We start from the raw sequence: 19319 nt of genomic DNA, 5'->3' as shown, positions 1-19319 counted from the left end.
CCTAGATTCCATAAAGGAGATCACGCCTGAACAACCGATCGCTAACCGCACCTTCCCCAGAAACCACCGCCTTCGACATCGAAGCAGACTTCTTGTCGGCCATGGGGAACGCCAAACGGCTTCACATCCTGCATGTCTTGACCGAAGGAGAAGTGTCGGTGAGCGACCTGGCCGAGGAAGTGGGATTGAGCCAATCTTCGACTTCCCAGCATCTGGCAATTCTTCGAGAACAAGGACTCGTGCAGACGCGAAGGGCTGCCCAGACGATCTTCTATTCACTTCAATCCGGCACGGCGAGGACGATGCTCGATACTCTCGCCGACATCTTCGGATCGCGCCGTCGATCCCCAGCAGAACGCGTCCAAGCCGGGCGCCTGACGAAATGACCAAGCCTCGCTCCCGCACTCGTGATTGGTCGCCAATTATCGAGGATAGGATGACCTTGCAGCCAATCAGGCCACATCGAGCCCTGATGGACGTTTGATGTACGCCTCCTAGACCACGGTGTGATTACGCCTCCGTTGCGAATGGAGATAATCAATCACATCAGCAACGAAACGGTCAGGAAGAGGCGATCATGGACGTATATGAGGCAGTCACCAGCCGACGGTCGGTGCGCGGATTCAAAGACAGGCCTGTGGCAAGGGAGATCCTTGAGCGCGTGCTGTCCGCCGCGGCTTGGTCGCCGTCGGGATCGAATATCCAGCCATGGAATACCTACGTGATGACCGGCGCGCCGCTGGCCGAGCTCAAGACATCAGCCGTCGAGCGCGTGGCCCACGGCGATGCCTGGGACAAGCGGCAGTACGAGATGTATCCTCCGGCGCTGAAGTCCCCTTACGGGGAGCGCCGGTCCGCTTTCGGCAAGGAGCGCTACAGCGCGCTCGGCATTGCGCGCGAGGATTGGGAGGCGCGCCAGCGGGCAGCGATCGCCAACTGGAACTGCTTCGGCGCGCCCGCCGCCTTGTTCTGCTATATCGACCGTGAGCTGGGTCCGCCCCAATGGGCCGACGTCGGCATGTACCTGCAGACCGTCATGCTGCTGCTCCGCGCCGAGGGACTGCACAGCTGCCCGCAGATGGCGTGGTCACAGGTTCGCGAGACGGTCGCGGAGGTCCTGTCGCCCCCGGACGGGCTTATCCTCTTCTGCGGCATGTCGATCGGGTACGAGGACGCCGCGGTCAGTTTTGCCCGTACGGGCCGCGCCCCGCTTGCCGAGACGGTCACGTTCGTCGACGATTAGCTGCTGCGCTCAGAAGACGAGAGACCCCTTCCATGTTTCCTGCGCATGATACGTCCTATCACGCGCGATATCGGAGAACGCCATGACCACGCATAAAGTCGGCTATCTCATCGGCAGCCTAGCCAAGGGCTCGATCAATCGCAAACTCGCCAAGGCGTTGGTGCGGTTCGCCCCGCCGGAACTTGAAATGTCGGAGATATCCTTCAAGGACCTGCCGCTCTACAGCTACGACTATGACGCCGACTACCCTCCGGCCGGCAAGGCATTCAAGGCCGCAATCGCCGCCGTCGACGCCGTGCTGTTCGTCACGCCCGAATATAATCGATCGATACCCGGCGGGCTGAAAAACGCAATCGACTGGGCAAGCCGCCCCTACGGCACCAACTCGTTCACACGCAAGCCGTCAGCGGTTATCGGCACGTCGCCGGGCGCGATAGGCACAGCAGTCGCCCAGCAGAATTTGCGCAGCGTGCTCAGCTTCTGCAATTCGCCCCAGATGAATGCCCCGGAAGCCTACATCCAGTTCACACCGGGGCTGATCACCGATGACGGCGAAGTCACGAACGAGGCCACCGCGGATTTCCTTCGCAAATTCATGCAGGATTTCCATGTTTTCATCGCAAGGGTGCGCTCGGTCCTGCCGAAAGACGCCTAGACGACGTTTAAAAGGAACTGGCCGCTCCCATGCGGCAGCAGCCAGTTTCCATTTTTCGAGCTACGTCTTTAAGCGAAAGCGTAGGAACCGTCTGGCCGCTTCGGCACGCGTCGCTGCCAGTGGATGTAGCCTTCCTCCTCCATTGCCTTCTCGTCCATCTCGACGCCCCAGCCGGGCCGATCCGGGCGCAGTTCGAGGTAACCGTCCTTCGGCAGATAGGGATCGACGACGTAGCGGGTTTCCCCTTCCCGCTTCTCGATATCGTTGCCGCCATAGACATAGGCCTGGCCCTTTGGCAGCCGGTATTCGAGGATGCGGAAATTCTGCGCCGCGGCCGAAAAATGCACGTTGACCGCCGTTGCCAGCGGCCCCATCGGATTGTGCGGCGCCACGCCGACGAAGAAGGCTTCGGCAAGTGTCGCAATGCGGCGCATTTCGCTGATGCCGCCGACGACGCAGATATCCGGCTGGATCAGATCGGCGCCCTTGACCTGCAACAGCCGTAGGAACTCGTTTCTGCTGTAAAGCGATTCACCGGTGGCGAGCACGCAGTTGAGCCCCTGTTTCAGATCGCCCCAGGCCTCGATGTTTTCAGGCCGCAGCGGCTCCTCGAAAAACAGCGGATCGTAGGGCGCCAGCGCGTTGCCGAGCTGGCGCGCGGCGATCGGCTCGAAAATCTTGGCATGGGCGTCGAAGGCGATCTCGTATTCGTCGTTGACCGTTTCGCGCAGCGAGCGGAAATAATCCGCCGAGGCTTTGACGACATTGCCCCAGCGATTGGCGTGCATGTCGATCCGCCAGGGGCTGAGCTTGAAGGCGGTGAACCCCCATCCCTCCTTCAGGCGATCGAACTCGTCGCGGGCCGCCGGCGCATCCGGCGCGGTGTAGACCCCGGCATAGACCTTGATGCGGTCGCGCACCTCGCCGCCGAGCAGCTTGTAGACCGGGACGTTCGCCGCCTTGGCCGCCAGATCCCACAGGCAGTGATCGAGCGCGGAGATAGCGGCAAGGCCGAGCGCGCCCGGCGGGAAACGGCTTTGCTGAATCAGCAAGTTGACGAGATAGTCGACCCGTGTCGGATCCTGGCCGGCCACAAAGGCATAGAGGTAATCGAGCAGCGGCGGCAGTGCCTTGTCGGGGCCGTGATTGTAGCATTCGCCCCAGCCGGTCAGCCCGTCATCGGTATCGAGCGCGACGATCACGCGCGGACGGTCCTTGTCGCGGGTCATGAAAACCCGCATGCGGTCGATCTTCATCATTCTGTCCTTCTAGCGATTGAAATAGCTGCGGCGCGCTACGCGCGTCTGCACGTAGACATGCTCTTTGTCGGTTCCGGGATTGTAGGCGCCGGCAGCTTGCGGCACCGAGACGTTGCCGCCGCTCGGGAAGCGCGACACGAATTCCTCGTCGATATCGCAGCCGAGCCCCGGGCCGTCAGGAACGGCGATCAGGCCGTCGACCTGCTGCGGATGCGGCACGATCGTCTGGCGTCGGCCGTCCCAGTCATCGTCGAGGCGCTCGAGAATGAGGGCGTTCGGAATGGCCGCCAGCAGATGGAGAGCCGCATATTCCGCCACCGGCCCCAGCGATCCGGAATGCGGCGCCATCTGGATATGATGGGCCTCGGCCATGGCGGCGATCTTCTTCATCTGGGTGATGCCGCCGGCCCGCCCGGTATCCGGCTGGATCACGTCGACCAGTTCCTTCTCGATAAGCTCGCGCTCGCCGAAGATGGTCGCCGAACGCTCGCCGGCCGCAAGCGGCACATGCGCTGCGTCGCGAATGCGGCGGTAGCCGTCGAAATTCTCCGGCGCGATCGGATCTTCTACCCACATCAGCTCATAGGGTTCGAGCGCCCGCACCAGCCGGCAGGCATCCGCAGGCGTCAGCCATGGCGGCCCATGCAGATCGATGGCGATATCCATGTCGTCGCCGACGGCATCGCGCAGCGCCGCGACCTTGCGGACCGGGTCGGCGACGCCGCCGCACTTGATTGCCTTGATGCCGCGCGCCTTGAGCGCAAGCGCCCGCTCGGGCGTATTGGCATGCGAATAGATCGGGATCCGGTCGCGCACCTTGCCGCCGAGCAGCATCCAGACCGGCACGCCAAGCGCCTTGCCCTTGATGTCCCACAACGCCATATCGATCCCGGTCATTGCACCGCTGCCGACCGTTCCAAGCATGCCGTGCCCCATCATGGTGATATGCATCTTCTGCCAAAGCCGTTCGATATGAGCCGGATCCTCCCCGATGAGGAGAGGCGCAAGGTCGTGGATCGCCGTCTCGACGACACGCGGCCAGCCCGAGCATTCGCCGATGCCGGTAATGCCCTCATCGGTATCGATTTTCAGAAAAAGCCAGTTCCGGGTGCCTCCGAATTGCTTAGAGGTAGCGCCGCCGGGACGATGATCGGAAGCCCAGTTGGAAGGGTCGGGCTGACCGACTTGCATGAGAAATGTGCGGATTCCGGTGATTTTCATCTCTGAGAACTTCCATTTTTCAGATGGTCTGGCTTCAGATTGCCGGGCTCCAAATTGACGGGCGCGACGTAGCGGAAACGCCTGGAATGATCGCGATCGCGCGGATCGGGGCGTGGGATCGCCGATATCAGCGCCTGCGTGTAGGCATGCTCGGGTGTGCGGCAGACCTGCTCCGCCTCGCCGATTTCGACGAGCTGGCCTTTGTACATGACGCCGACACGGTCGCACATGTAGCGGATGACGCCGATGTCGTGGCTGATGAAGATATAGGCGAGGCCGAGTTCGTCCTGCAGCCGCATCAGGAGGTCGAGCACCTGCGAGCGCACCGAGACGTCGAGCGCCGAGGTCGCCTCGTCGGCGACGATCACACGCGGATTGAGCGTAATGGCGCGGGCAATGCCGATGCGCTGGCGCTGGCCGCCGGAGAATGCGTGCGGGTAGCGTTCGCGCGCCCTCGGATCGAGGCCCACCTGCTCCATGAGGTGGCAGACCCGCTCTTCCAGCGCTTTCCCCTTGGCGACGCCATTGACGAGCAGCGGCTCGCCGATGATCTGGGAGACGGTCATGCGCGGATTGAGGGAGCCGAACGGATCCTGAAACACCATGCGCAATTCGCGGCGCGCGGCGGCCAGTGTGGGACCCTTTGCCGTTACCAGATCGATGATGTCGCCGCCGGCATTGCGATAAAGGATTTCGCCGGCAGTCGGATCGATCAGGCGCATGATCGAGCGGCCCATCGTCGTCTTGCCGGACCCGCTTTCGCCGACGATGCCGAGCGTCTCGCCCGGCAGAAGCGAAATGGAAACATCGTCCAGCGCTTTCACTTCACCGAAATCCATCGAGACGTTGCGCAGTTCCAGGATCGGCGCTTTTGTCCTGTCGAGAGGGGGGCGTGCGAGGCGGATTTCGGCCTTCTGCTCGAGCTTCAGCACCGAGCCGATCAGCATGCGGGTATAGTCGTCTTGCGGCGCATGAAAGATTTGCTCGACCGGCCCATATTCCTTGGCGACGCCGTTATGCATCACCAGCACATCGTCGGCGATCTGCGCCACTACACCCATGTCGTGCGTGATGAACAGAACGGCCATGCCGTTGGCCTTCTGCAGGCGGGCGATCAGGTCGAGAATTTCGGCCTGCGTTGTCACGTCGAGCGCCGTGGTCGGCTCGTCGGCGATCAATAGCTGCGGTTTGCAGGCGAGCGCCATGGCGATCATCGCGCGCTGGCGCATGCCGCCCGAATATTGGAAGGCATAGCGATCCAGGGCTTTTTCCGGAAAGGGAATCTCGACCTGCTTGAGCAGCGATATGGCCTCGGTGCGCGCCTCCGCCTTGCTCATCCGCGTGTGCAGGCGAAGCGCCTCGACGATCTGGTTGCCGACGGTGTGGATCGGCGATAGCGACGACATCGGCTCCTGAAAGATCATGGCGATGTCGCGGCCGCGGATCGCCCGGATCTGGCGTCCGCGCGGATTGAGGCTGGTCAGATTGGTCGAGCCGCCGTTCTGGTCGTTCAGGATGATCGATCCGGCCGCAATCCGGCCGGGTGCGTCGACGATCTGCAGGATCGAACGCGCCGTCACCGACTTGCCGGATCCGCTTTCGCCGACGACACAGAGCGTCTTGCCCGGTTCGATCGAGAAAGACAGATCGCTGACGGCGCAAAAGACGCCGGTGCGCAGCGGAAATTCGACGGTCAGGTTTTTCACCTGGAGCAGCGGCCTGCCGGCAATGGGAACGATATCGGTCATGCCGGCCTCATTTATTGTAGGGATCGGCCGCATCGCGCAGGCCGTCGCCGAGAAGGTTGAGCGCCATCACGGCAACGACGACGGCGCAGCCCGGCATGAAGAGCCAGGGTGCCGTGGCGATCGAACGAATGTTCTGGGCCTCGCGCAGCAGCACGCCCCAGGAGATGGTCGGCGGCTGCAGACCGAGACCCAGGAACGAAAGCGAGGTCTCGGCCAGGATCATCGCCGGCACGGCAAGGGTGATCGACGCGATGATGTGGCTCGCGAAGCTCGGCAGCATATGGCGGAAGATGATGCGTCCTTCACGAACGCCGTCGAGCCTGGCGGCAGCGACGAATTCCTCGGTGCGCAGGGACAGGAAGCGGCCGCGAACGACGCGGGCGAGCTGCGCCCAGCCGGTCAGCGACAGGATGATCGTGATCATCATATATTGCAGCGTCGCCGGCCAATCCTGCGGCAGGGCCGCGGCCATCGCCAGCCAGATCGGGATCGTCGGCAGCGACAGCACGAAATCGATTAGCCGCTGCATGAAGAAATCGATGCGGCCGCCGTAATATCCCGAGATGCCGCCGATCACGATGCCGAGCATCAACGACAGGAAGACGCCGACGAGACCGATCGACAGCGAAACCTGCGAGCCTTGCACCGTTCGGCTGAAGACGTCGCGCCCTAGCCGGTCGGCGCCGAAGAGAAGCAGCGGCGTGGTCTTGTCGGGCGAGGCGATCAGATGGATGTTTGTGTTGAAGAGGCCAAACACGGAATATTCATAGCCGCGCCCGAAGAACTGGACGTCGACACGCTTTGTCGTGTCTTCCTTGAAGATGGCGGCCAGCGTTTCCGGATCGCGGGTCAGCTTCATCGGATAATAATGCGGACCGAAAGAGAACCCGTTCTCGGTATCGATCAGATGCAGTTTCTGCGGCGGGTGAAAGGTCGCCCGCGCATTTTGCAGGTTCGGATCGTTGATGGCGAAGAAGCCGGGCACCAGGGCAACGATATACATCATCACGGTGACGACGAGCGCCACCATGGCCAGCCGGTGCCGGCGGAAAGCCCACCAGATCAGCTGCCATTGCGACGCGACGGCGGCGCGATCCGGCTGAATATTTGTAACGGCAATGTCGGCCACGTGAGGCTCCTATTCCAACCGGATGCGGGGATCGACCAGCGCAAGCAGGATATCGCTGATCAGAGAGCCTATCAGCGTCAGCGCACAGATCAGCAGAACGAAGGCACCCGCCAGATACATGTCCTGGGCCATCAGCGCCTGCAGCAGCAGGGGTGCGGCCGTCGGCAGGTTGAGGACGATCGCGACGACGACCGAGCCGGAGATGAGGTTGGGCAGCAGCCAGGCAATGGTCGAGATGAACGGGTTGAGCGCGATCATCATGGGGTATTTCATCAGCAGCCGGAATTCCGACAGACCTTTTGCCCGTGCGGTGGTCACGTAAGGCTTCGGCAGTTCATCGAGCATGTTGGCGCGCATGACGCGGATGAGGCTTGCTGTCGACGAGACGGCAAGAATGATGACGGGAAGCCAAAGATGCGAGAAGAGGTCTACCATCTTGGCGAAGCTCCAGGACGCGTTCTCGTATTCCGGCGAAAACAGCCCGCCGACATCCTGTCCGAATTCGACCGCCGCGATATACATCAGCACCAGCGCCAGTAGGAAGGACGGAACGGCCAGGCCGAAGAAGGTGAAGGCGGTGAAGAAATAGTCGCCTATCGAATATTTGCGCACGGCGGAATAGACGCCGATCGGCAGCGCAATCGCCCAGGTGGCGATCAATGTCGACAGAGCCAGAATAAGCGTCAGCGCCATGCGCTCCCAGATGAGATCCGAGACCGGCTGCTGCCATTCGAAGGAGATGCCGAAATCACCGCGCGAGAGGATGCCCCATATCCATTTGAAATATTGGATGAGCATCGGATCGTCGAGGCCGAAACGCTCACGCAATTGCGCCGCCGTATTCTGATCGACGATCTCGTTGGAGGCTGCCAGCGTCGCGATATAGGTGGTGACATAGTCGCCGGGCGGCAGCTGGATCAGCACGAAAGCCAGGAAGCTGACGGCAAAAAGCGATGGAATCATCCATAGCAAGCGTTTGGCGATGAAGACCAGCATGGGCGCCTCTTGCATTGAACGCTGCCTTCCGTGCCTTGCCGGCTGTCAGGGCCGGCAAGGCATCTCGGAGGGCGAACCGAAAGAAGGCGCCGTACCGTCAGGCACGGCGCCGGAGATCCAAATCAGCTCGTGAAGGTGAACTGCTGCGGCAGCGCGGGCCCCGGATTGGGCCAGGACCAGCTGTCCGGCTCCTTTTCGGGAACATTGCGCAGGTTGTTGCGGATGATGCCGAAGCCACCGACGGCAAGGCAAAGCCCGACGGTCTCGAATTCCTCCGCGGCGATATCGAAGATCTGCTTCATGACCGCACCGCGCTTGTCGAGATCGGCCGTCGAACGCGCCTCGTCGAAAAGCTTCATGCGCTTCTTCTGGCTCTCCGGCGGTTCTTCGCCGCGTGCACCGTTGGAGGTGTACCACAGCGTCCACGGAATGGCGTAACGCGAGCCTTGCGGATGGAAGGCGAAGAAATCGCGCGGATCGAGCATCGGATCGAGACCGCCGGGGCCCGGCCATACCTGCGCATCGTGGGCATTGTCGTCGCCGCGGGTGTAATAAAGCGCCCGTTCGATGGTGTTGACCTTCATGTCGATGCCGATCTGGGCCCAATGCGTCTTGACCAGCTCGAGTGCGTCGACGAGGTCGGGATAGAGCGTCGGAATGACGTCGATCGAGAAAAACACCTTCTGGCCGTCCGGCCGGAGGCGGAAACCGTCGCCGCCCTTCTTGTAGCCGGCCTGATCGAGCATCGCGCCTGCCTTGTCGGCGTCAAATTCGGTGAACTGGCGCGCGTATTTCTCGTTGTACCAGGGATGGGTCGGACGCGGTCCGGCCTGGTAAGGCTCGCTCTGTCCGAAATAGACGATATCGATAAGCTCCGGACGATTGATGCCGATCGATAGCGCCTGCCGGAACGATTTATCCGCAAACATCTTGCGCATGGCAGGATCTTTGTGGGTGATGTTGAAGTAGATCTGGCACTGCTGCGAGGCTGAAGGCACGAGCGTCAGCAGACGATAATCGCCCTTCTGCATGTTCTGGGACAGCGTCGGCTTGTTGGCAAGCACGCTGATATGGCGCTCCTGGATGTCGATCTTGCCCGAGATGACGTTCAGCATCAGCGATTCGACGTCCTGCGAGATGCCGAAGTTGATCTCATCGATATAGGGAAGCTGATTGCCCTCGGTATCGACCTGCCAGAAATAAGGATTCCGGGTCATCACGACGCGGGTGGCGCCACCGACATAGGGCTCCTTGACCACCCATGGATCGAGCGTCGGCTTGTCGACATTGCCCCATCGCGTCGGAATCTCGATGTCGCCGCAGCGGCTGCGGAACAGCTCCGTCCAGCTGGTGACGCCGGCTTTCTTCGCATCGGCCTCGATATTGGGATTATATTTCGGCAGGAACTGGCTGCAGTAGTGCTTCGGAAAGAGCGTCGGATGCTGACCAAGCGGCGTGGCGAGGTTTTCCAGGTAAAGGGCGTTGGCCGCCGCAAAGGTGAACCTGACCGTATAATCGTCGACCTTCTCGACGGTTACCGGCTTGCCGGCGACAGCAAGCTGCGCCGGTGTCGCGCTGTAGAGCTCGGTGTTTTTGACGCAGTCTTCGATCGCGAAAACGACGTCATCGGCGGTAAAGGGATGACCGTCCGACCAGCGCACGCCTTCGATCAGATGGAAGGTGAATTGCGTCGCGTCGTCGCTGACTTCCCAGCGCTCGGCGAGGTTCGGCTCCACAGCGGTAAATTCGAGGTTCCAGCGCACGAGGCTCTGGTTGCCGACCATGCGCAGAATGCCGTTATGGTCGGATGAACCGCGAAGGCCGCGGCGCAGAGAGCCGCCATAGGTGCCGACTTTTTCGAACGGCTTGACCACCATCGGCTTCTTCGGCAGGCGCTCGGCGAGCGGCGGCAGTTTTCCATCTTTCACAAGTTGTGCAAGTGCGGGCGCCTCGCCGCCTGCGGCGAAAGCGCGGCCCGCGATGGACAGCGCCGCTGCACCGGCCATGCCGCCAAGCACGGCGCGGCGGGTAACGCCGCGCGACAGAATTTCATTAGGCATCGAGTTCCTCCCTTTCTATGCCGGCGCAACTTTTGAGCCGGCTGATGCGGCGGGCTCCCGACCTGCCGCTGCGCCCTCCTCGGCGCCCGGACGGAACCATAGACACGTTCCCAAATGATTACAAGAGTTGACAGATAATTACAAATTTTGTAGCGATGCAGCATGAAAGCTTGAATTACACGCCTTAAAACCTAGGCTGGAGCGCACAAAAGACGCCAATCTGTCAGAATCTGTGCATCGCATTGAAATGTCGTTGGCGGACAACTGCCTGACGTTCAGAGAAAAGGACGATAATGACATTCGCGGCCGACGCCGTTCCGAACCGAGGCGCGACGCGCTTCAGCGACATCATCTACGAGAAGATCGTGGGGATGATCGCCGACGGCAATTTTCCGGTGAACGAACGGTTGCCGTCGGAGACGAAGCTCGCCGCCGATTTCGGCGCTTCGAGGCCCGTCGTGCGCGAGGCACTCGAGCGCTTGAGAGCTGATGGCCTGGTCGTTTCCCGCAAGGGCTCCGGCTCCTATGTCCGGCAAAGACCGGATTCGTCGATGCTGAAAATGGTGCCGGTCGGATCGCTCGCCGATGTCCAGCGGTTTTTCGAATTCCGCGCAGGCCTCGAAGCCGAGGCGGCGGAGCTCGCCGCGCGAAACTGGCAGCCCGCCGACAAGGAGAGGATAACGGCAGCGCTTCTTTCGATCGAGCAATGCCTGCGCAACGGAGAGCTCGGCGCCGAGGAGGATCAGGTTCTGCATGATGCCATCGCCATGGCGACCGGCAACCAGTTCCATATCACCGTGCGCGAATGGTTCAGGCCGCATTTCGCCATCGGGCATTCCGTTACACGAAGCCTGAGCCTGAAGCGCACGCTGGAGCAGATCCGCAGCGTCCAGGACGAGCATGCGGTGATCGTGGAGGCGATCTTCGCACGCCGGGAAACCGAAGCGCACGATGCGATGAAGAAACACATATTGAATGCTCGCGCCCGCATGTTCCAGGGCGTTTGAGCGAGAATGGGAGGAAGAACGATGAAACGGATCGCTATGACGGGGGCTGCCGGACGAGTCGGAACGCTGCTGCGCCCGCTCCTCCGCGCACATTTCGGGCACGTCAGCCTGATCGATCTGCAGGAGCCCACCGGGCTTGGCGACAACGAGACCTTCGTCAGGGCCGACCTTACAAAGCTCGACGAGACTAAGGCTGCGCTGAAGGATATCAACGGCGTCGTTCATCTCGCGGGTATCGCCAGCGGCACCGACATGAACGCCATTCTGCACGCGAATGTGCTTGGAACCTACAATCTCTACGAAGCTGCCCGGATCAACAAGGTCGAGCGGGTGGTCTACGCCTCCAGCAACCATGCGACCGGCTTCTATCCCCGCGGCGAAATCATATCGCCGCTCGATCCGATGCGTCCCGACAGCCCCTACGGACTTTCCAAATGCTGGGGCGAACTGGTGGCCGGGCTTTACTACGACACGTCAGGCATTCGCTCCCTTTCCATTCGCATCGGCAATGCCGGGACCTACCCCAACAGCGAGCGATCGATTGCGATCTGGATCAGCGCGCGGGATCTGGCGCAGTTGGTGCGGATCGGGCTCACTCATCCGTTGATCGCCGCGACGGTGGTTTACGGTGTTTCCGATACCGACGAGAAATGGTGGGACAACGATCTGGCGAGGAGGCTCGGCTACCAACCGGAAGACCGGCCGCGCGATCACGCCCGCATCGAACAGGGAGCCGAAGGGCCTGTCGCGCTTGCGTTCCAGGGTGGCGGATTCTGTGAAATCAACCACGATGGCACCATCCGCATGCGTAACGCCGAAGGTTTGGCAAAAAGCCTGGAGGCGGCCGAATGACGGCGCCTCGGATCATCCACCCGCAAGTCCGTTCCGTGATCGAGCAACCGCTGACGGTCGGTGAATCGCCGGTATGGGACGACGAGACCGGCACGCTGTGGTTCGTCGACATTCTGGCTCCGGCCGTCGTGCGGCTCTCGGCTTCGGGAAAGATCGACCGCTTCGACATGCCAGCGGCGGTCGGCAGCCTCGGGCTTTGCCGCGATCATAGGATTGTCGTCGGCCTCCAGACGGGCGTCCATCTCTTCGATCCGGCCTCCCGCGATATCGAATTTCTATGCGACCCGGTCGGGCGCGAGATGATCGGCCGACTCAATGATGGAAAGGTCGGTCCGGACGGGCATTTCTGGGTCGGCTCGATCAGCGAAGCCAAGCCGCAGATCGAAGAGGCCGCTCTTTACCGCGTCGGCGCCGATGGCAGCACGCGGACGGTTGCAACGAGACTGACGAGCTCCAATGGCCTCGCCTGGTCGCCGGACGGCCGGCGGATGTATCACTCCGACAGCCGGCAATGTTTCCTGCAAGCATTCGACTTCGATGCCGAGACGAGCAGTCTCGGTGAAGGACGTCGCCTTCGCAGCTTCACAGAAGATGAGGGGCGGCCGGACGGGGCGACGACTGATCGCGACGGGTTTTACTGGAGCGCCGGCGTCTCCGCCGGCCGCCTCAACCGCATATCGAGCGAAGGTGAAATCGTCGAGATCTACATTCTGCCGGTCCCGGCACCGACCATGCCGTGTTTCGGGGGACCTGATCTCAGCACCCTCTTCGTCACCAGCCTGTCGACGGACCGCACCGGACGTTTCGAGGCGGGCACGGTCATCGCCTTCGACGTGGATGCAGAAGGGCTGCCGCCCTTCCGCTTCGGCAACCAATTATCTTGAAAGCGAACGGGGAAGAAAAATGAGCATCGCGATCATGCGCAAGGCGCTCACGGGCGTTTCGGGTGTTCCCGTCACGGCCTATGACAGCAAAGGCGAAGTCCAAACGCGGATTACGGCCAAGGTCTATGCGCGGGTGGCGGCCGCGGGCATTCACAACATCGTCGCTGCCGGCAATACCGGGGAATTCTACGCGCTGACGCCGCAGGAAATCCGGATCGTCCACGAAGCGGCGGTATCAGGCGTCGACGGCCGCGCGCCGGTGACGGCGGCGATCGGCCGGTCGCTGCGCGAGGCGATCGGCATGGCGAGGGATGCGTCGGCGATCGGCGCAACCGCCGTCATGTCGCATCAGCCCGTCGATCCTTTCGCAGCACCTTCGGCCCAGATTGGCTATTTCTGCAATCTTGCCGATGCGTCCACTCTGCCGCTCGTCGCCTATGTCAGGGCCGAGGGTTTTGGTGTCGACGATATCGTCCGCCTCGCCAACCACGGCAATATCGCCGGCATCAAGTTTGCCACGACCGATCTGATGCTCTTGTCGCGCGCGATTCCGGCGGCCGATCCCGATGGTGCCCTGTTCGTCTGCGGCCTGGCGGAGAGCTGGGCGCCGACATTCACCGCCGCCGGCGCGCGCGGCTTCACGTCGGGCCTCGTCAACGTTGCGCCGCAGCTTTCGCTTGCCGTCCACGCCGCGCTCGAAAAAGGCGACTTTGCCGCGGCACGGGCGATCGTCAACAAGCTCGAGCCGTTCGAGCGGATGCGAACCAAATTCCGCAACGGCGCCAATGTGACCGTCGTGAAAGAGGCGGTCACCTATTCCGGCCTCAATGTCGGCCCCGTGCGCGTGCCGGGGTTGCCGCTGCTCGACCAGCATGATCGCGAGGAACTTCATCGGCTGCTACGAGGCTGGGAGGCCGAGGGCAGCATTCAAACTGATCCGGACCGGCAGCAGCCTGCCAAGGCGGCCGGCTGAGTTCGACATTATTTCTGCAAACAACAGGATTGGGAGGTCTAGAGATGCTGAAACAGCTACTGACAACGATCGCAATTACCGGCGCCCTGATAACGACGCAGCCTGCCTGGGCTGCCTCGCCGCCCAATATGCTGGTCATAGGCACCAATCTCACCGGCATCCGCACGCTCGATCCGGCCCAGAACAATGCCCGCACCGTTTCCGAGCTGATCTCGAACCTCTACGACAATCTGGTGCAGCTGTCGCCGGACGATCTCAAGACGCTGAAGCCGATGCTTGCGACGCAATGGAGCGTCTCAGACGACGGCAAGATCATCACGCTCACCCTGCGCGACGACGCCGTCTTCCAGAGCGGCAACAAGGTGACCGCCGAGGATGCGGCCTGGTCGATCCAGCGCGTCATCAAGATGGGCCAGGTCGGCTCGACTGACGTGGCGCTCTGGGGCTTCAAGCCCGATAACGTCGAAAAACTCGTTCGGGCAAAGGACGAGCATACGCTCGAGATCGAACTGCCGCAGTCGGTGAATACCGATCTGGTGCTCTATTCGCTGGCCGGCTCGTCGATCGGCATCGTCGACAAGAAGACGGTGCTGTCGCATGAGGCGAATGGCGATTTCGGCGGCGCCTGGCTTTCGGCCAATTCCGCCGGCAGCGGTCCGTTCAGCCTGGCGCAATGGCGGCCGAACGACGTGGCGATCTTCAATGCTCAGCCGAAATACTGGGGCGGCAAGCCCGCCATGGCCCGCGTCGTCGCCCGCCACATCCCGGAATCCGGCAACCTCAGGCTGCAGCTCGAAGCCGGCGACGTCGATGTCGGCCAGTATGTGGCAAGCGGCGATCTCGATGCGCTGTCCACCAACAAGGATATGGTCATCGACAATGTCCCGGGTCTTGGCTTCTATTATATCGCCCTCAATCAGAAAGACCCGGATCTGCAGAAGCCGAAGGTTCGCGAGGCCTTCCAGCACGCCTTCGACTGGAAGGCGATCTCCGGCAACATCATGCGCTATACGGGCTTTCCCTGGCAGTCGATGATCCCGCGCGGCATGATCGGCGCGCCCGATGAGGCTGCCGCCCGCTATGATTACGATCCCGCTAAAGCCAAGCAGCTGCTGGCGGAGGCCGGATATCCGAACGGCTTGAAGAAAGTGCTCAATCCGTCGGGGGCAGCGACCTTGCCCTTCGCCGAAGCGCTGCAGGCGAGCGCGCGGGCTGCCGGCCTCGATCTCGATCTGGTGCCCGGCGAGTTCACGCCCGCCTTCCGCGAACGCAAGTTCGAAGTGCTGCTCGGCAATTCCGGCGCCCGCCTGCCGGATCCCTTCGCCGTCGCCACACAATATGCCTTCAACCCTGACAATAGCGACGAAGCGCGCCTCGGCAGCTATTATCTCTGGCGCACAGGTATGAAGGTGGACGATCTCAACACCCTCATCGATCAGTCGATGAAAGAGCGCGATACGGCCAAGCGCACGGATATGTTCAAGAAGATGGACGGCATCTATGCCGGCATGGCCGCTCCGCTCGTCATCTTCTTCCAGCGAACCGACCCTTACGTCATGCGCGCCAACGTCAAGAATTATCACGGGCACACGACGTGGTCGACGCGCTGGCATGACGTGACCAAGGAGTAGAGCGCGTGGCGAGCGCCGATCTGACATCGAAGCAGGAAGGCCGTCGCTCTCAAGCGGGCGGGTTCGCCGATGCGGCCCCGCACCCGTTGATGAGCTTGCTGCGGCGCCTGGCGGGACGCGTGGTGGCTGTTGTGACCACGCTGCTCGGTCTGCTTTTCCTGACCTTTTCGATGGGGCGCCTGCTGCCTGCCGACCCGGTGCTTGCTATCACCGGGCCGGAGGTCAGCAAGGAGGTCTATGATCGGGTTTATAACGAGCTGGGGCTCGGACAGCCGATCTGGATGCAGTTCCTCTCCTATGTCGGAAAGATCGCCACAGGCAATCTCGGCACGTCGGCGACGACGGGCCAGCCGATCCTCACCGATCTGATGACGATCTTTCCCGCCACCATCGAGCTTGCGATCATCGCCATGATCATCGGCGCCATTATCGGCATTCCCTTGGGCGTCACGGCTGCCGTCAGGCGCGGAACCATCATCGATCACATCGCCCGGATCGTTGCGCTTGCCGGCCACTCCATCCCGATCTTCTGGACCGGGCTGATGGCGCTCTTCCTTTTCTACGCCAAGCTCAAGCTGGTCGGCGCATCGGGCCGCATCGACGTCTTCTATGAGGGCCTCGTCACCCCCATGACGGGCTTTCTGCTGATAGACGCAGCGATACAGCAGCAATGGGACGTGTTTTACAACGCGCTTGGCCACATCATCCTGCCGGCGGCGATCCTCGGTTATTACTCCGTCGCCTATATCAGCCGCATGTCGCGAAGCTTCATGCTGGAGCAGTTGAGCCAGGAATACATCATCACCGCCCGGGCCAAGGGGCTCGGCACCCGCAAGGTCGTCTGGCGGCACGCCTTCCGGAACATCCGCGTGCAGCTGCTGACGATCCTGGCACTGACCTTCGGCGGGCTGCTCGAAGGCGCGGTGCTGATCGAGACGGTTTTCGGCTGGCCGGGGCTCGGCCAGTATCTCACCCGCGGGCTACAGATGAACGATATGAACGTCGTCATGGGTTCGGTTCTGACGATCGGCGCCGTCTTCCTGACGATCAACATCCTGTCGGATGTGCTCTACCGCATCCTTGATCCGAGAACACGGTGACGCCATGACGATCTCCTCAGAAGACGCAGACGCCCACACCCTCGGCTTTCGCAGTTGGTTGCGGGCAGATGAGCCTCAGGGCTGGTTCCAGTCGTCGGCGCAGCAAATCCATCAGGGCTGGCTGAAATTCAGCCTGCACCCGCTTGGGCTGGCCGGCCTCTTCATCATCGTGCTGCTGATCGTCGTGGCGACGGCCGCCCCCTTGCTCACCAGCTACGATCCGATCGTGCAGGATATGGCCGGGCGACTCGCGCCGCCCTCGGCCGCCCATCTTCTCGGCACCGACAATTTCGGCCGCGACGTCTTTGCGCGGGTGATCTACGGCGCCCGCACCACGCTTTACATCATCATGCTGGTGACGATCATCGTCGCACCGCTCGGCCTGCTGATCGGCACGGTCTCCGGCTATTTCGGCGGCATTGTCGATGAGATCCTGATGCGCATCACCGATATCTTCCTCTCCTTCCCCGGACTGGTGCTGGCGCTCGGTTTTGCCGCCGCCCTCGGCCCCGGGATCACCAATGCGATCATCGCCATTTCGCTGACGGCCTGGCCGCCGATCGCGCGGCTGGCGCGCGCCGAAACGCTCAGCCTGCGCAAAGCGGATTATATCGCCGCCGTGCGCCTGCAGGGCGCGACATCGCTTGCGATCATCACCCGCCACATCCTGCCGATGTGCATTCCCTCGGTGATCGTCCGCGTCACCCTCAATATGGCCGGCATCATCATCACTGCCGCCGGTCTTGGCTTCCTCGGCCTCGGCGCGCAACCGCCCTGGCCGGAATGGGGCTCGATGGCCGCCAGCGGTCGTGAGTTCATGCTCGATAGCCCTTGGGTGATCGCCGCGCCCGGCATCGCCATCGCACTCGTCAGCCTCGCCTTCAATCTCGTCGGCGATGCGCTGCGCGACGTGCTCGACCCGAGAGGTTCGGAATGACAGAGCCGCTCATCGACATTCAAAACCTCGATATCGCCTATGGCGGCGGCCACATGCGCGCGGTGCGCGGCGTGAGCTTTGCGCTCGGGCAGGAAAAACTCGGCATCGTCGGCGAATCCGGATCGGGCAAATCCACCGTCGGCCGGGCGATCATGAAGCTGCTGCCGCCGACCGCGATCGTCCGCGCCGAGCGGATGGCCTTTCGCGACGTCGACCTCCTCAAGGCCGACGAACGAAAGATGATGACGATCCGGGGGCGGCGGATCGGGCTGATCCTGCAGGACCCGAAATATTCGCTCAATCCGGTCATGCGCATCGGGGAACAGATCGCCGAGACCTACCGTTTCCATCATCCGAAGGCGGGCGCGAAGCAGACCTATCAACAGGCGCTCGACATGCTCGAAGCCGTCCAAATCCGCGATCCCGAGCGCGTCGCCCGTCTTTATCCGCACGAAATATCGGGCGGGATGGGCCAGCGCGTGATGATCGCCATGATGCTGATCGCCGAACCCGAAGTGCTGATCGCCGACGAGCCGACCTCGGCGCTCGACGTCACGGTCAGGCTCGAAATCCTGGCGCTGCTCGACGAACTCGTCTCACGCCGCAATCTCGGCCTGATCTTCGTCAGCCACGACCTCAATCTGATCCGCAATTTCTGCGACCGCGTCCTCATCATGTATGCCGGCCGTGTCGTGGAGGTGCTGGAGGCGCGCGATCTCGACAAGGCGAAACACCCTTATACGCAGGGGCTGCTGGCATCCTTGCCGACGATCGAGAATCCTCCTGCCCGGCTGCCCATCCTGAAACGCGACCCGACCTGGCTTGACGACCTCGCAATGGAGGTGCGGCCATGATCCGGATCGACAACCTTACTATCCGTTTCGGACACGGCCAGCGGCCCGTTGTCAGAGATGTGAACCTCACGGTCGAGAGGGGGACGGCGTTCGGCCTGGTCGGCGAGTCCGGCTGCGGCAAGTCCACGGTTCTCCGGGCCCTCTCCGGCCTCAACGCCAATTATGATGGCAACATCGAACTCCAGGGCGAGACGCTGGACCGGCAGCGCAGCCGGCCGTTCTATCGCCGGGTGCAGATGGTGTTTCAGGACCCCTACGGATCGCTCCATCCCCGCAAGACCATCCGCTCGCAACTGAAAGAACCGCTGCGCAACCAGGGGCTGGAGACGAATTCCGTCGACGTCAACGCGGTACTCAGATCGGTCGGCCTCGATCCGGCGCTGAGCTACCGATTTCCGCATCAGCTTTCCGGCGGGCAGCGCCAGCGTGTGGCGATCGCCCGCGCCCTGATGCTGAACCCTGACGTCCTGCTTCTCGACGAACCGACATCGGCGCTCGATGTCTCTGTCCAGGCCGAGATCCTCAATCTGCTGCAGGATCTGCGCGCCGAGCGCGGCCTCACCTACCTCCTTGTCAGCCACGACCTCGCCGTCGTCTCCCATATGTGCAGCCGCGTCGCCATCATGGAAGCCGGCGAGATCGTCGAACAGGTCGATATCGAGGCCCTGCGCCGAGGCGCCGTCGAACATCCCTATTCGCAACGCTTGCTGCGGGCGAGCCGGATGTACGGGAGGGTGTAGCCGTCGATCGGTACGCCCTGCCGCTTCGCG

18 protein-coding genes are annotated in these 19319 nt (G+C 62.2%); 12 read left to right on the top strand and 6 right to left on the bottom strand.

The window, feature by feature from the left end; all coding sequences use genetic code 11:
* Window positions 1-26: 26 nt before the first annotated feature.
* The 3 genes from OS035_RS04290 (at window position 27) to OS035_RS04280 (ending at window position 1898) form a co-directional block, all read left to right on the top strand.
* The gene (locus OS035_RS04290; RefSeq protein WP_097628006.1) at window positions 27-386 is read left to right on the top strand and encodes an ArsR/SmtB family transcription factor; all 360 of its coding nucleotides are present in this window, start codon (window positions 27-29) and stop codon (window positions 384-386) included.
* 191 nt (window positions 387-577) lie between these two features.
* Window positions 578-1243 (top strand): nitroreductase, encoded by a 666-nt coding sequence (locus tag OS035_RS04285; RefSeq protein ID WP_097628007.1) that lies wholly within the window; start codon window positions 578-580, stop codon window positions 1241-1243.
* Window positions 1244-1325: 82 nt separating this feature from the next.
* Window positions 1326-1898, top strand: coding sequence for an NADPH-dependent FMN reductase (locus OS035_RS04280; protein WP_012556237.1), 573 nt, complete (start codon window positions 1326-1328; stop codon window positions 1896-1898).
* Window positions 1899-1966: 68 nt separating this feature from the next.
* Here the strand turns inward: OS035_RS04280 and OS035_RS04275 are convergent, their stop codons facing one another.
* From OS035_RS04275 to OS035_RS04250, 6 genes are all read right to left on the bottom strand, one after another.
* Window positions 1967-3154, bottom strand: a complete 1188-nt coding sequence (locus OS035_RS04275) for a galactarate dehydratase (protein WP_003591364.1) — start codon at window positions 3152-3154, stop codon at window positions 1967-1969.
* A 12-nt stretch (window positions 3155-3166) separates the two neighbouring features.
* The gene (locus OS035_RS04270; protein WP_331813399.1) at window positions 3167-4378 is read right to left on the bottom strand and encodes a mandelate racemase/muconate lactonizing enzyme family protein; all 1212 of its coding nucleotides are present in this window, start codon (window positions 4376-4378) and stop codon (window positions 3167-3169) included.
* Entirely contained in the window at window positions 4375-6126 is a 1752-nt protein-coding gene (locus OS035_RS04265) for an ABC transporter ATP-binding protein (protein ID WP_331813398.1), read from the bottom strand. The genes OS035_RS04270 and OS035_RS04265 overlap by 4 nt, the downstream gene beginning before the upstream one ends.
* 7 nt (window positions 6127-6133) lie before the next feature.
* On the bottom strand, window positions 6134-7255 hold the full coding sequence (locus OS035_RS04260) for an ABC transporter permease (protein ID WP_097628010.1): 1122 nt from the start codon (window positions 7253-7255) through the stop codon (window positions 6134-6136).
* Window positions 7256-7264: 9 nt separating this feature from the next.
* The gene (locus OS035_RS04255; RefSeq protein ID WP_097628136.1) at window positions 7265-8251 is read right to left on the bottom strand and encodes an ABC transporter permease; all 987 of its coding nucleotides are present in this window, start codon (window positions 8249-8251) and stop codon (window positions 7265-7267) included.
* A 122-nt stretch (window positions 8252-8373) separates the two neighbouring features.
* The gene (locus OS035_RS04250; protein WP_097628011.1) at window positions 8374-10311 is read right to left on the bottom strand and encodes an ABC transporter substrate-binding protein; all 1938 of its coding nucleotides are present in this window, start codon (window positions 10309-10311) and stop codon (window positions 8374-8376) included.
* A gap of 293 nt (window positions 10312-10604) precedes the next feature.
* On the opposite strand from OS035_RS04250, the gene OS035_RS04245 reads away from it, so the two are divergent.
* Genes OS035_RS04245 through OS035_RS04205 form a run of 9 tightly spaced genes read left to right on the top strand, consistent with a single transcriptional unit; the run spans window position 10605 to window position 19289 of the window.
* Entirely contained in the window at window positions 10605-11318 is a 714-nt protein-coding gene (locus OS035_RS04245; protein ID WP_097628012.1) for a FadR/GntR family transcriptional regulator, read from the top strand.
* A gap of 21 nt (window positions 11319-11339) precedes the next feature.
* Window positions 11340-12170: an NAD-dependent epimerase/dehydratase family protein gene (locus OS035_RS04240; protein ID WP_331813397.1), complete on the top strand. Its 831-nt coding sequence runs from the start codon at window positions 11340-11342 to the stop codon at window positions 12168-12170.
* Window positions 12167-13054 (top strand): SMP-30/gluconolactonase/LRE family protein, encoded by an 888-nt coding sequence (locus tag OS035_RS04235; RefSeq protein ID WP_183854091.1) that lies wholly within the window; start codon window positions 12167-12169, stop codon window positions 13052-13054. The genes OS035_RS04240 and OS035_RS04235 overlap by 4 nt, the downstream gene beginning before the upstream one ends.
* Window positions 13055-13073: 19 nt before the next feature.
* Entirely contained in the window at window positions 13074-14027 is a 954-nt protein-coding gene (locus OS035_RS04230; RefSeq protein ID WP_184378070.1) for a dihydrodipicolinate synthase family protein, read from the top strand.
* A gap of 44 nt (window positions 14028-14071) precedes the next feature.
* Window positions 14072-15658: an ABC transporter substrate-binding protein gene (locus OS035_RS04225; RefSeq protein ID WP_097628016.1), complete on the top strand. Its 1587-nt coding sequence runs from the start codon at window positions 14072-14074 to the stop codon at window positions 15656-15658.
* A 5-nt stretch (window positions 15659-15663) separates the two neighbouring features.
* Entirely contained in the window at window positions 15664-16758 is a 1095-nt protein-coding gene (locus OS035_RS04220) for an ABC transporter permease (RefSeq protein WP_183854085.1), read from the top strand.
* A 4-nt stretch (window positions 16759-16762) separates the two neighbouring features.
* Window positions 16763-17695: an ABC transporter permease gene (locus tag OS035_RS04215; RefSeq protein ID WP_097628018.1), complete on the top strand. Its 933-nt coding sequence runs from the start codon at window positions 16763-16765 to the stop codon at window positions 17693-17695.
* Window positions 17692-18549 carry an ABC transporter ATP-binding protein gene (locus tag OS035_RS04210; RefSeq protein ID WP_331813396.1) on the top strand — a complete coding sequence of 286 codons (858 nt, stop codon included), beginning with the start codon at window positions 17692-17694 and terminating at the stop codon, window positions 18547-18549. The genes OS035_RS04215 and OS035_RS04210 overlap by 4 nt, the downstream gene beginning before the upstream one ends.
* Window positions 18546-19289: an ABC transporter ATP-binding protein gene (locus tag OS035_RS04205; RefSeq protein WP_097628020.1), complete on the top strand. Its 744-nt coding sequence runs from the start codon at window positions 18546-18548 to the stop codon at window positions 19287-19289. The genes OS035_RS04210 and OS035_RS04205 overlap by 4 nt, the downstream gene beginning before the upstream one ends.
* Window positions 19290-19319 lie beyond the last annotated feature (30 nt).

This window comes from Rhizobium sp. 268 (assembly GCF_036571585.1).
Classification (GTDB): domain Bacteria; phylum Pseudomonadota; class Alphaproteobacteria; order Rhizobiales; family Rhizobiaceae; genus Rhizobium; species Rhizobium redzepovicii.
The sequence above is the reverse complement of the archived record's forward strand: the minus strand, read 5'-3'. Positions and strand labels throughout refer to the sequence as shown.

Coding starts and splice junctions, on each gene's coding strand:
- OS035_RS04285 (WP_097628007.1), top strand. CDS start 578: ATGGACGTATATGAGGCAGTCACCAGCCGACGGTCGGTGCGCGGATTC.
- OS035_RS04280 (WP_012556237.1), top strand. CDS start 1,326: ATGACCACGCATAAAGTCGGCTATCTCATCGGCAGCCTAGCCAAGGGC.
- OS035_RS04275 (WP_003591364.1), bottom strand. CDS start 3,154: ATGAAGATCGACCGCATGCGGGTTTTCATGACCCGCGACAAGGACCGT.
- OS035_RS04270 (WP_331813399.1), bottom strand. CDS start 4,378: ATGAAAATCACCGGAATCCGCACATTTCTCATGCAAGTCGGTCAGCCC.
- OS035_RS04265 (WP_331813398.1), bottom strand. CDS start 6,126: ATGACCGATATCGTTCCCATTGCCGGCAGGCCGCTGCTCCAGGTGAAA.
- OS035_RS04255 (WP_097628136.1), bottom strand. CDS start 8,251: ATGCTGGTCTTCATCGCCAAACGCTTGCTATGGATGATTCCATCGCTT.
- OS035_RS04250 (WP_097628011.1), bottom strand. CDS start 10,311: ATGCCTAATGAAATTCTGTCGCGCGGCGTTACCCGCCGCGCCGTGCTT.
- OS035_RS04245 (WP_097628012.1), top strand. CDS start 10,605: ATGACATTCGCGGCCGACGCCGTTCCGAACCGAGGCGCGACGCGCTTC.
- OS035_RS04240 (WP_331813397.1), top strand. CDS start 11,340: ATGAAACGGATCGCTATGACGGGGGCTGCCGGACGAGTCGGAACGCTG.
- OS035_RS04235 (WP_183854091.1), top strand. CDS start 12,167: ATGACGGCGCCTCGGATCATCCACCCGCAAGTCCGTTCCGTGATCGAG.
- OS035_RS04230 (WP_184378070.1), top strand. CDS start 13,074: ATGAGCATCGCGATCATGCGCAAGGCGCTCACGGGCGTTTCGGGTGTT.
- OS035_RS04225 (WP_097628016.1), top strand. CDS start 14,072: ATGCTGAAACAGCTACTGACAACGATCGCAATTACCGGCGCCCTGATA.
- OS035_RS04215 (WP_097628018.1), top strand. CDS start 16,763: ATGACGATCTCCTCAGAAGACGCAGACGCCCACACCCTCGGCTTTCGC.
- OS035_RS04210 (WP_331813396.1), top strand. CDS start 17,692: ATGACAGAGCCGCTCATCGACATTCAAAACCTCGATATCGCCTATGGC.
- OS035_RS04205 (WP_097628020.1), top strand. CDS start 18,546: ATGATCCGGATCGACAACCTTACTATCCGTTTCGGACACGGCCAGCGG.